Source organism: Roseburia sp. CLA-AA-H209, from assembly GCF_020687575.1.
In the GTDB taxonomy this organism is placed as follows: Bacteria; Bacillota; Clostridia; order Lachnospirales; family Lachnospiraceae; genus Roseburia_C; species Roseburia_C amylophila.
The window spans coordinates 1-11430 of record NZ_JAJEQU010000002.1 but is presented as its reverse complement, the minus strand read 5'-3'; the positions used below and the strand labels follow the sequence as shown (position 1 = coordinate 11430).

The window sequence follows — 11430 nt, the reverse complement described above, 5'->3', positions numbered from 1 at the left end:
ATTCTTTGTTGCGCATAGTTGATACCCGGTAACATAAAAAGCAGGAGGTTAAGCGTATATGAAAGCATATTGGAATTGTACGAAAGAGCAGTTGGAAGAAATGTTTGGCTTTCGGGAAAAAGGATTAACAGAAGAAGAAGTAGAAAGAATACGAAAAGAGACAGGCGAAAACCGGCTGAGCGAGGGCAGACATAAGAGTCTGCTGCAGGTGTTTTTAAGCCAGTTTTGTGACTTGATGGTAATAATCCTGATTATTGCAGCAATTATTTCCATGTTTTCCGGAAATACCGAGAGTACCATCGTAATTTTTCTGGTATTACTTATGAATGCTGTTCTTGGTACGATACAGTATAGGAAGGCAGAAAAATCACTGGATAGTTTGAAGGATTTGGCGGTACCAGCGGCCCGGGTTATCCGGGATGGAAAACGTCAGGAGATTGCATCTAAAGAGATTGTGCCCGGGGATTATGTAATCTTAGAAGCAGGGGACATGATTGTGGCAGACGGAAGAATTCTTCGCAATTATTCCCTGCAGGTCAATGAAGGCTCACTGACAGGAGAGTCTGCCAATGTAGAAAAAAATGAAGAAGTATTGCCGGAAGAAGTACCGTTGGCAGACCGGAAAAATATGGTATTTTCCGGAAGCTTTGTAACATATGGAAGAGCGGAGGTACTTGTAACAGCAACAGGAATGGAGACGGAATTAGGAAAGATTGCCGGGTTGATGAATCAGACGAAGGAGCGGAAGACTCCGCTTCAGATAAGTCTTGATTCTTTCAGCAAAAAGCTGGCAATACTGATTATGGCAATCTGTGCACTGGTCTTTTGTCTTGGCATTTACCGGAAGATGCCGGTCATTGATGCCATGATGTTTGCTGTTGCACTGGCAGTAGCGGCAATACCGGAAGCATTAGGCTCCATTGTTACAATTGTGCAGGCAATGGGAAGCAGGAGAATGGCAAAGGAGCACGCCATTGTCAAAGAATTAAAAGCTGTGGAAAGCTTAGGCTGTGTATCGGTAATCTGCTCCGATAAGACGGGAACACTGACACAGAATAAGATGCATGTGGAAGAGGTTTATCTGAATGGTATGACTTGTAAACCGGATGAGCTGACCTTGGAGTCCAGCCTGCAAAGGCTTTTTTTATACAATGCTATTTTAAATAATGATGCCAGCATAACGGATGGAAAAGTACTGGGAGATCCGACAGAATCTGCCCTGTTGGAAATGTTCCACGAAGTCCGCCTGAATCAGGACAGAACGGAAAATGTAGGGCAGCTTACCATACAGGAAGAGACGATTCGAAATATGATTCCGAGATTAGAAGAAATTCCATTTGATTCTGAACGGAAATGCATGAGCAGTAAATACCGGCTGCATGGCGAAGAAGAAATTATTTTTACAAAAGGAGCAGTAGATGTCCTTTTAAACCGTTGCATAAATGTGGCATATGAAGAAGAGATAAGACCGATGGATAATGTAGAAATCGCAAAAATCCAGAAGCAGAATCAGCATTTTTCTGAAAATGGACTCAGGGTACTGGCATTTGCATGTAAGAAGTCCGGGGGAGAACTGACGGTGGAAAAGGAAAATGGACTTACCTTTTTAGGATTAGCTGCCATGGCAGACCCGCCAAGGGAAGAATCCATACAGGCAGTAGCAGATGCGAAGCGGGCGGGAATCCGTACCGTAATGATTACCGGAGATCACAAAATCACAGCCGTTGCGATTGCAAAGCGTATTGGAATCTATGAAGAGGGGGACCTGGCATTAACCGGAACAGAGCTGGATGCCTGCCCGGAAAAAGAACTGGAAGAAAAGATTGATAAAATATCTGTTTATGCGAGAGTGTCACCGGAGCATAAGATACGGATTGTAAAAGCCTGGCAGAAGAAGGGCAATATCGTTTCCATGACCGGAGACGGTGTAAATGATGCACCGGCATTAAAGCAGGCAGACATCGGAGTAGCCATGGGAATAACCGGAACGGAAGTGGCAAAGGATGCGGCAGCCATGATATTAACAGATGATAACTTTGCTACGATTATTAAAGCAGTAACGAACGGAAGAAACATTTACCGTAATATAAAAAATGCTATTTTATTTTTACTTTCCGGCAACATGGCAGGAATTTTATCTGTATTGTATACATCCCTTTTGGGGCTTCCGGTTCCATTTGCTCCGGTGCATTTACTGTTTATTAACCTGCTGACAGATTCCCTTCCGGCAATTGCCATTGGCGTGGAACCGCAGGATGCAAGTTTATTGGAAGAAAAACCAAGGCAGGCATCGGAAGGAATTTTATCTGGAGAGACATTCCGGCGAATTATGTTGCAGGGCTTATGCATTGCGGCATCCACCATGGCAGCATTTTATATCGGAAATGGAAAAGGTGCGGCAATGGCATCCACTATGGCATTTGCAACACTGACATTGGCACGTCTTTTCCATGGATTTAACTGTCGTGGAAACAAGACCATTTTTGCATTGGGCTTTACCGGAAATCCATACAGTATCCTTGCATTTGTGTCTGGAAGCGTGCTGCTGGGACTGGTGCTTTTTGTACCGCCGCTGCGGGGGTTATTTTCAGTAGAATCATTGTCCTGTCCTGCTGTGATTGAGATTATTCTGCTGGCAGCACTTCCGACCATTGTCATCCAGATGGTCAGAGGAGTGAGAGAGTTAAAGAAATAAGCCAAATTTGCGCCGGTTGCCAGCCGAAATCAAACACAATATCGAAATTCTTATGTGCCCTTGCAGATTCCAGTTCGCATCCGCTTCCGATGGACAGATGGGGTGAGCAGTCAAAGCAGTGGAAAGACAATTTATTATCAGAAAAAACACTTTCAAGAACGATAACGCATTTCATCAAAAATTTCTTCCCGGACACCGGCTGCAAATTTGTGCTTGTATTTTTCTCTCTGTCCTTAGCCCATCTGGCTGCATCAACTCTTGACGGAAGCTGTTCTGCGACATATACTAAGCTTAATCACAAGGTAAGGAATGAGACAGATGTATCGGAAAAAGATAATCAGGCATTTGGCACTGCTGTGGAGCATCCTGTTTCTGGTAGCCATTGCAGGTGCATCCACCAGAACAGAACAGGTTTCCCCGGCAGAGAAAGAAGCCTTTGCAGTAAATTACATAGAATTAAAGAATGTCCGTCTTTTAGATACTCCGGATAAGATGTTATCCAGAGAGGAGCAGATGCAGAATACAGGCATTGCGGCATTGACACTAGGCAGCAGCGGTGGACTGGCGAACCATAGGAGAAATATCGGAATGATGTTCTGGCTGCTGTTGGTGGTACTGCCACAGCTTTTTATGGGACGCATTCAGAGGAACCGGAAGAAGCATGGCGATAATGTACTAAGGAGCCTGATGTTAGCAAGGTTTGAGCGGAAGGCGGACGGAAAGAAGGAAGCATTGGCACCCGCATATTAAATACATAAAATAATAATATGCGAGGTGTAAGAAATGAATATTTTTATCTGGATTATGATAATCTTAGGTGGTGGAGTAGGAATTCTTTCCTGTGCTTATCTGGTACTGGCAATGCCGGTACTTCTGGTATGGAAGATTTGCCGGAAGGTAAAATATCACATTGGATTATTTGATTAGAAGATAAAGAAAAGAGGATTCTGGAATCTGGCAGCAGGTCAGAAAACAGAGTCCTCTTTGTTATGCATTTTCTAAAATTTTTATGAAAACCATGATATTTTTCGAAAGTGAGATGTAAAAATGTTCGGAATAAGGTAATATAAAAAACAGAGTGAGAAAGAAAAAGTAAAATAGAAAAATAAGAAATGGAAAACGAGAGAATATCATATGCTTCAGATTCAACACATTTATAAGGAATATAAGACCGGAAGTCTGGTGCAGAAGGCACTGGATGATGTCAGCTTAAATTTAAGAGATAATGAGTTCGTGGCAATCCTCGGGCCGAGTGGGTCGGGAAAGACTACATTGCTTAATATAATCGGAGGACTCGACCGTTATGATAGCGGAGATTTGATTATCAATGGAATATCCACGAAGAAATACAAGGACAGGGATTGGGATTCTTACCGGAACCATACCATTGGTTTTGTGTTTCAAAGTTATAATCTGATTCCCCATCAGACGGTACTTGCAAATGTGGAACTGGCATTGACCATTTCCGGTATCGGTAAGGCAGAGCGGAAGAAACGAGCCGTTGCGGCATTAGAGCAGGTGGGACTTGGAAACCAGTTACACAAGAAACCAAGCCAGATGTCCGGTGGACAGATGCAGCGTGTAGCCATTGCAAGAGCTTTGGTCAATGACCCGGATATTCTGCTGGCGGATGAACCGACGGGAGCATTAGACAGTGACACCAGTGTGCAGGTCATGGATTTGCTGAAGGAAGTGGCAAAAGACCGGCTGGTAGTTATGGTAACCCATAACCCGGAATTAGCAGAGCAGTATGCTACCAGAATTGTTAGATTAAGTGATGGAAAAATTCGTGCTGACTCCAATCCTTATGAAGTGGATGAGGCAATGTTGAAGGAACCGGAGCATAAAAACATGGGAAAATCCTCCATGTCATTTCTTACGGCATTATCCTTAAGCTTTAATAATTTGAAAACGAAAAAGGCAAGAACCCTGCTGACTTCCTTTGCAGGCTCTATTGGAATTATCGGCATTGCACTGATATTATCTCTTTCTACCGGTGTAAATAAATACATCAAAAATGTAGAGGAAGAGACCTTATCCGAGTATCCGCTGCAGATTCAGAGTACGGGATTCAGTCTGGCATCCATGAGTCTTGGAATGGCAGATTCTGAAAAGAATACGGAAAGTGATGACGGAAATGCCAAAACAGATAAAGAAAATTCCGGGGATAAAGTAAAAGTCATTAAGATGGTAACCAATATGTTTTCCACGATGGCATCTAATGACCTGGAGGCTTTGAAAAAGTATCTTGATGAAGGAGACAGTGGAATTGAGCAGTATACTACAGCGGTGGAGTATACTTATAATATCAGTCCGCAGATTTTTAAGGAAAATGAAGACGGGATACGTCAGGTAAATCCGGACAAATCTTTTGATGCAGTAGGTCTTGGATCTTCATCTGGTTCCAATAGTCTGATGTCATCCATGATGAGCACGGATGTTTTTTATGAGATGCCGGAAAACAGTAAGTTATATGAAAAGCAGTATGATATTAAGGAAGGACGCTGGCCGGAAAATTATAATGAGTGTGTGGTGGTGCTTACTTCCAATGGCGGAATTAGTGACTTTTTACTGTATACATTAGGTCTTCGTGACCCGCTGGAATTAGACGAGATGATACAGCAGTTTGCCAGTGAGGAAAATATTGAGACACCATCTGATTTTGGAACTTATACTTATAAGGATTTGGTAGGAATCCAGTTTAAACTGGTGAACAGTGCGGATTATTATACTTATGATGAAGAGTATCAGGTCTGGAAGGATAAGTCGGATAATGAAGACTTTATGAAACAACTGGTGGCAGACGGAGAAGAGCTTACGATTGTAGGTGTGGTGCAGCCGGCAGAAGGAAGTAATGCCGCATCCTTAAATGCAGGAATTGCATATCCAAAATCTCTGACAAAGCATGTGGCAGAGGAATCGGCAAAGAGTGAGATAGTAAAACAGCAGCTTGCAAATCCATCCGTAAATGTCTTTACCAATGAAGCGTTTGGTGAGGTAGATAAGGAAAACGGATTTGATATGCAGTCATTGTTTACCGTAGACAGTGAAGCATTGGAAAAAGCATTTTCCTTTGATGAAAGTGCCTTGAGCGGGTTGGAAAATTCTATGGGGGATATGGGAAGTGCCGATTTGTCCGAAGAATTTTCCATGGATGCTTCTTCCATGGGTCAGTCAATTTCTGCGGAAGAAATGCAGGCAATTGCAGGCAGTCTCTTAGAGGGCTACCAGCAGTATGCAAAGGATAATCCGCAGGCAGATTATTCGAATCTGTCCCAGTATTTTATGAACTATTTAAATACGGAAGAAGCCCGGAAAATTTTATCCGATAATATCAAAGAGATTATTACGGCAAATGGCATGGTAACTATTACACCGGAGCAGATACAGAGCCTCATCCAGCAGATTATGGGTGGATATCAGCAGTATGTCATAGACCATGGTTATACCGACCCGGAGAAATTTGATGAGTACTTAGCAGAATATTTGCAGACAGAGGAAGCCCAGGGAATCATAACAGCGTGGGCATCTGAGATATTTACAGGTAGTGGAAATATTGAGATTACGCAGGAGCAGATGCAGAAATTGTCTTCTGAATTATTTGCAGGTTATCAGACTTATGCACAGAATAATGGATTACCTGACCCGGCAAAATTGGGAGATTCTTTTGCGGCATATCTGAATACAGCAGATGGTCAGCAGAGAATTGCAGCCGGACTTTCGAATGTTATGAATGTGGACGCAGTACAGCAGCAGATGATGACGGCAATACAGCAGTATATGCAGCAGGCAATGACACAGATGGGAAACAAGCTGCAAAGTGCCATGGCATCCGGCATGCAGGTGGATGAAGAAGCATTTTTAAATGCATTTCAGATTAATATGAATGAGGATGAGCTGACAGAGCTTTTGATGTCTATGGGTTCTGCAACCGGAACAACCTATGAGAATAACTTAAAGAAATTAGGCTATGTGGATTTTGCAGTGCCAAGCGGAATTAATATTTATCCGAAGGATTTTGAAAGCAAGGAGCATGTGGTAGAAATTTTAGATGCATACAATAACCGCATGGAAAAGGAAGGCAGGGATGAGCAGGTGATAACCTATACCGATATGGTAGGAACGCTGATGTCTTCCGTAACTGATATTGTGGATATTATCACATATGTACTGATTGCATTTGTGGCAATTTCGCTGGTGGTATCTTCAATTATGATTGGTGTCATTACTTATATCAGTGTATTAGAGCGAAGAAAAGAAATCGGAATCCTAAGAGCCATCGGAGCATCGAAGCGGAATGTTTCCCAGGTATTTAATGCAGAGACCTTTATTATCGGACTGTGTGCCGGACTGATTGGAATCGGATTTACGCTGCTTCTGATTATTCCAGTCAATGCGATTATCCATAATCTTGCAAATACAACCGATGTAAGTGCGGTGCTTCCGGTAGTTCCGGCACTGGTGCTGATTTTACTCAGTATCCTTTTGACACTTCTGGGTGGTCTGATCCCATCAAAGAAAGCATCGAAGAGTGACCCGGTAACAGCACTCCGGACGGAATAATGAGGTTGACATTTTTTGAAAAACATTTATAATAAGTAGCAAAGCTACCTAAAAGGAGTGAAATTATGGCAGTGAAGATGCCGCTTGGACTTCGGATTGCAATTATAGACCGGGCATTCCGTCGCAAAATGGATGAATGGGCAGAAGAAATCGGAATTACTGCTGTCCAGCTTCGGGTATTAGGCGAAGTCAGTCTGATGGAAGATAATGGAGTGGAAGAAGTAAATCAGAAGGACTTAGAACATATCGAGCAGGTGACACATCCGACGATGACGGGAATTATAAAAAGGCTTGAGGCAAAAGGATTTTTAATCTGTGCACCAAGTGAAAATGACCGGCGTTATAAGAAAATATCCTGTACGGAGAAATCCCGTGGAATTCATAAGGAGATTGCGAAGAAAGAAGCACTGGTTGTAAAAGAAATGTGTAAGGATTTTACACCGGAGCAGATGGAAGCATTTCTGCAAATGACAGAGATGATGTTACAGAATATTTCCTGAGCATAAAATAAAAGTGAAATCGGAAGAGGAGGAAATTACTGTGTAAATTTCCTTTTCTGGTTTCACTTTCTCTTTGAATTAATAGGTAGCTTTACGACCTAATAAAAGAAAAATGGAGGTAATGATTATGCCAATGCATAAGAGAGAAAGTTTGATTTATACGGTGTTAATGTGTTTTACCATGGTGTTATGGATGAGTATGTATAATGTAGCACTGCACATGGGAACACTGAATATGGAAGTAATAAGAGAAGGCTGGCTGGGATTTCCGCTGGCATATGTATGCGCAATGTGTCTGGATTGGTTTCTGGTATCTAAAATTGCAAAGGGATTTGCATTTCGTTTTCTGGTAAAACCGGAAAGCAGCACAACGAAAAAAGTGATTGCAGTTTCCTGCTGTATGGTAGTTCCAATGGTAATTTTCATGTCCTTATACGGTGGACTGGAAGCCTGCGTAAAAAGCGGAGCATGGAATATGCTTCCGATTATCTGGCTTACCAATATTCCAAAGAATTTTATTATGGCACTGCCGTTTCAGCTTCTGATTGCAGGCCCGTTGGTAAGAAAGATTTTCCGGGCAGCATTTCCGGTTGGAACCGTATTATTAGAAGCAGAAAGTGGAAATCCTGTATAAGAATTCCTCTTGTAAAATCCAAACATATGTGCTAATATAAAACAAGAACAAATGTTCTTGAAAGGCATTGATATGAATGGAAATAAAATCTATTTATGTATTGATTTAAAATCTTTTTATGCATCGGTGGAGTGCGTGGAACGGGGATGGGATCCGCTGACTGCCAGGCTGGTGGTCGCAGACCCGGAACGCTCAGAGAAAACCATCTGTCTTGCCGTATCACCGGCGTTAAAGCAGATGGGAGTTCCCAACCGGTGTCGTGTCTTTCAGATTCCCAAAGAAATTCCATATAAGATGGCACCACCCCGTATGCAGCTATATATTGATTATGCAGCGGAAATCTATGGCGTATATTTAAAATATATTGCAAAAGAAGATATTCAGGTCTATTCCATTGATGAAGCATTTTTGGATGTGACGGATTATCTGCATCTCTACCAGATGACAGCAGTGGAACTGGGCAGAAAAATTATGCAGGATATCTTAGATACCACGAAGATTCCGGCTGCCTGTGGTGTAGGAACCAATCTCTATTTAGCGAAGGTTGCTTTAGATATTATGGCAAAGCATGAGACAGACCGGATTGCCTATCTGGATGAAGCACGCTACCGGGAGAAGCTCTGGAAACATAAACCGCTGACTGATTTCTGGCGGGTAGGGCGTGGAACGGTAGAGCGTCTATCGAATATGGGCATCTGCACAATGGAAGAGATTGCCCATGCCAGAGAGTCTTTACTATATAAGGCTTTTGGCATAGATGCAGAGCTGTTAATTGATCACGCATGGGGAAGAGAACCGGTAACGATCGCGGACATCAAGGCATATCGGCCGAAGAATACATCATTTTCCAGCGGTCAGGTGCTGCCGCGGGATTATGAGTATGAGGAAGGTGTGCTGGTGGTAAAAGAGATGGCAGATTTATTGTGCCTTGACCTGGTAGACCAGTGCCTTGTAACATCCCATATCAGTCTGGTAATCGGTTACAGCAATCAGAAATGCTTTGAACCGGCGAAGGGAAGCACAACGCTGCGCAGTGCAACCAGCTCCAACCGCCGGCTGCTGTCTTATGTAGAGCAGCTATACCGGAGAATTGTAAGACCGGGAGCATATATCCGGCGGATTACATTGGCTTATACCGGCGTAATGACAGAAGATTATCAGCAATTTGATTTGTTTTCAGATCCGGAAGAGACAGAGAAGGATGTGAAGGCACAGCGTGCAGCAATCTCCATCAAGCAGCGCTACGGCAGGAATGCTATTTTAAAGGGAATGAATTTGGAAGAGAGTGCAACGACAATAGAACGAAACGGTCAGATTGGAGGGCATAAGAGTGGCGTATAGAAGAGACACCATGGGAGCCGGACAGCAGGAAAACGCATCCGGCTGGAATGAGAGAGAGAATCTGAGAAGAGAGAAAATGGACATCGAAGACCGTGCCAAGCAGTTTATGCCCTTCGATGCCCTGAAGGGCTTTAAGGAAGCACTGCGGAAGAAGGAAAAAGAGAAAGGGTATTGATTTTTTTGACAAAATGATATAAATATATATCTGTAGCATTGTATAGATACAGGGAGTAGATTCCACAAAACAGCTAGAAAGCTGAATCGGAATGCTGAGGGAGGAAAAGAAAGAATGATTCGAATCATGCTTGTAGAAAGTGATAAACTTTTGTGCAAGGAATATGCATTAGAAATAGCCCGGGATGAAGAATTTGCATTGGTAGCGGTAACGGGGCGGCAGAGTGATGCAATCAATATTCTGACAGAACAGGAAGTAGATGCAGTAATTGTAAATTTGGAGTTAGAAGAAGGTGACGGAATCCATCTCATTATAGAGATGAAACGGAAGTTAAAGAAACATCCGGAAATTATCGTAACAACAAATTATGGCTCGGAGCATTTTCTGCATAGCATCAATAAGTTAGATATAGATTTGGTTTATAAGAAAAATAACGAATTATTTTCACCAAAGAAAATTATTGAAATAATTAAGCTGACCGCACCAACGACTGCAGATGGAGAAAGCGAATATCATAATGGAAGAAAGGTAATCTATACGGAACAGGAAGAAACCGAAATTCAGTATGTACTTGCATGGGGTGAACTGATAAAAAGCGGTTTTGAGCCGGAACGAAAAGGAACCAAATATCTTGCAAGAGCAATTGGTATTCTGTTGGCTGTTCCCAATGGTACGTCAATCCAGATAACGAATGATGTTTATCCGCAGGTTGCACAAGTATATCAGACATCAGTAAGTGGTGTGGAAAAATCAATTCGAAATGTAATAGAACGGGTATGGTCAAAGCCAGATAAGGAGACATCATACCTCAAGAATCCAGAATGGAGAGGCTCAATACAGAACAAACCATCGAATACAGAGTATATTCAGAGTGTGGTCAGACGATTGCGGAATGTTTTACATTAAATAAATACTTACAAAATAGAAGAAATTTGAATTTCTAAGGAGATTCAGATTTCTTTTTTTTACGCGAGAAACTCGCAAAGCATGCTTTTCGTAGTTGCCTTGCATTGTAAGAAATTATGGTTATAGTTATTGGTAAAAATGCACAACCAATTCGTACTTCGTACATGAGCGTAACCGGTTTTTATATATAATTCGACTTAAAAAATTTTTGGCTCGACCTTGAATCTGCTGGAAAGCGGTAAAGAAAATTTTGAGAAAAACAGCATAAAACAAGGAATTTGGAAGAAAAAATAATAAAAATAAGAGTGGAATAAAAGTCGAATATAGGGTGCTGAAAAGTCGAATTTCAGACAAAAATAAGTCGAATATTTTTCCTTGAAAGTCGAATGTAAAAGGGGAAAAATAGATAACAGACAGGATAAAAACAGAATAATAAAAGTGGAGAAAGTTATGGGATTTCAGGTAAAGTATGAAGAAATTACCAGCATTCGGGAACTGATTCTGGCACAGCTTGACCGGTGGATAGAACAGATAGATGTGGTAAGAAGCAGTATTGTAGAGATTGCTGCCATGTCGGAGATGCACGGAGAGGCAGCAGAGCATGTGAGAAGCTATA

The 11430-nt window shown here is 42.1% G+C and carries 9 protein-coding genes; all 9 read left to right on the top strand.

Going from position 1 to position 11430, the window contains the following annotated elements; translation table 11 throughout:
* The first annotated feature begins 58 nt into the window (after positions 1–58).
* Positions 59–2695 (top strand): cation-translocating P-type ATPase, encoded by a 2637-nt coding sequence (locus tag LKD41_RS02515; RefSeq protein ID WP_227700295.1) that lies wholly within the window; start codon positions 59–61, stop codon positions 2693–2695.
* A 318-nt stretch (positions 2696–3013) separates the two neighbouring features.
* Complete coding sequence (locus tag LKD41_RS02510) at positions 3014–3445, top strand: hypothetical protein (protein ID WP_227700294.1); 432 nt, start codon at positions 3014–3016, stop codon at positions 3443–3445.
* A 33-nt stretch (positions 3446–3478) separates the two neighbouring features.
* The gene (locus tag LKD41_RS02505; protein ID WP_197420839.1) at positions 3479–3622 is read left to right on the top strand and encodes a hypothetical protein; all 144 of its coding nucleotides are present in this window, start codon (positions 3479–3481) and stop codon (positions 3620–3622) included.
* A gap of 207 nt (positions 3623–3829) precedes the next feature.
* Positions 3830–7258: an ABC transporter ATP-binding protein/permease gene (locus LKD41_RS02500; protein ID WP_227700293.1), complete on the top strand. Its 3429-nt coding sequence runs from the start codon at positions 3830–3832 to the stop codon at positions 7256–7258.
* 65 nt (positions 7259–7323) lie between these two features.
* Positions 7324–7758, top strand: coding sequence for a MarR family winged helix-turn-helix transcriptional regulator (locus LKD41_RS02495; protein ID WP_227700292.1), 435 nt, complete (start codon positions 7324–7326; stop codon positions 7756–7758).
* A gap of 127 nt (positions 7759–7885) precedes the next feature.
* Positions 7886–8392, top strand: coding sequence for a DUF2798 domain-containing protein (locus LKD41_RS02490; protein WP_227700291.1), 507 nt, complete (start codon positions 7886–7888; stop codon positions 8390–8392).
* A 72-nt stretch (positions 8393–8464) separates the two neighbouring features.
* Positions 8465–9733 (top strand): Y-family DNA polymerase, encoded by a 1269-nt coding sequence (locus LKD41_RS02485; protein WP_227700290.1) that lies wholly within the window; start codon positions 8465–8467, stop codon positions 9731–9733.
* Positions 9723–9908 (top strand): hypothetical protein, encoded by a 186-nt coding sequence (locus LKD41_RS02480; protein WP_147326048.1) that lies wholly within the window; start codon positions 9723–9725, stop codon positions 9906–9908. The genes LKD41_RS02485 and LKD41_RS02480 overlap by 11 nt, the downstream gene beginning before the upstream one ends.
* A gap of 114 nt (positions 9909–10022) precedes the next feature.
* The gene (locus tag LKD41_RS02475) at positions 10023–10814 is read left to right on the top strand and encodes a sporulation initiation factor Spo0A C-terminal domain-containing protein (protein ID WP_227700289.1); all 792 of its coding nucleotides are present in this window, start codon (positions 10023–10025) and stop codon (positions 10812–10814) included.
* The last annotated feature ends 616 nt before the right edge of the window (positions 10815–11430 follow it).

Bases quoted from the DNA above. Each gene is read 5' to 3' on its own strand.
- LKD41_RS02515 (WP_227700295.1), top strand. From the start codon at position 59: ATGAAAGCATATTGGAATTGTACGAAAGAGCAGTTGGAAGAAATGTTT.
- LKD41_RS02510 (WP_227700294.1), top strand. From the start codon at position 3,014: ATGTATCGGAAAAAGATAATCAGGCATTTGGCACTGCTGTGGAGCATC.
- LKD41_RS02505 (WP_197420839.1), top strand. From the start codon at position 3,479: ATGAATATTTTTATCTGGATTATGATAATCTTAGGTGGTGGAGTAGGA.
- LKD41_RS02500 (WP_227700293.1), top strand. From the start codon at position 3,830: ATGCTTCAGATTCAACACATTTATAAGGAATATAAGACCGGAAGTCTG.
- LKD41_RS02495 (WP_227700292.1), top strand. From the start codon at position 7,324: ATGGCAGTGAAGATGCCGCTTGGACTTCGGATTGCAATTATAGACCGG.
- LKD41_RS02490 (WP_227700291.1), top strand. From the start codon at position 7,886: ATGCCAATGCATAAGAGAGAAAGTTTGATTTATACGGTGTTAATGTGT.
- LKD41_RS02485 (WP_227700290.1), top strand. From the start codon at position 8,465: ATGAATGGAAATAAAATCTATTTATGTATTGATTTAAAATCTTTTTAT.
- LKD41_RS02475 (WP_227700289.1), top strand. From the start codon at position 10,023: ATGATTCGAATCATGCTTGTAGAAAGTGATAAACTTTTGTGCAAGGAA.